Source organism: Mesorhizobium waimense (genome assembly GCF_003601975.1).
GTDB lineage: Bacteria > Pseudomonadota > Alphaproteobacteria > Rhizobiales > Rhizobiaceae > Mesorhizobium > Mesorhizobium waimense.
On sequence record NZ_QZWZ01000207.1, the window covers coordinates 1 to 483 of the forward strand.

The following is a 483-nucleotide window of genomic DNA, read 5'->3' on the forward strand; positions in this document are numbered from 1 at the left end:
GATGACGAAGCCCGAGGCAACGTCGAGGGCAGCAAACAACGACGTCGTGCCATGACGAACGTAGGAATGGGTCCGGCGCTCCGGCATGCCAGGCATCATCGGCAGGACGGGCTGCTCGCGGTCGAGGCCTGGTCGACGCTCAGCACCAGCGCGCGATTGGGCGGCGACAGGTAGAGCCCGACGATGTCGCGCACCTTGTCGACGAACAGCGGGTCGCTCGACAGCTTGAACGTCTCCGAGCGATGCGGCTGCAGCCCGAAGGCAGTCCAGATCCGACAGATCGTCGTGTGCGAGAAGCCGGTCGCCCCGGCCATCGAGCGGATCGACCAGTGTGTCGCGTCGCTGGGCAGGGACCGCAGCGTCCGCTCGATCACGGCGGCCACCTGATCGTCGTCGATCGTCCGGGGCCTGCCGGGCCGGGCTTCGTCCAGCAGGCCCTCGACGCGATCCTTGAGGAAGCGACGCCTCCACTTGCCGACCGTG

At 67.9% G+C, this 483-nt stretch carries 1 pseudogene; it reads right to left on the reverse strand.

From position 1 onward, the window contains the following. Positions 1-483 (reverse strand): annotated as a pseudogene (locus tag D3227_RS40655) (IS630 family transposase); the annotation flags it as partial.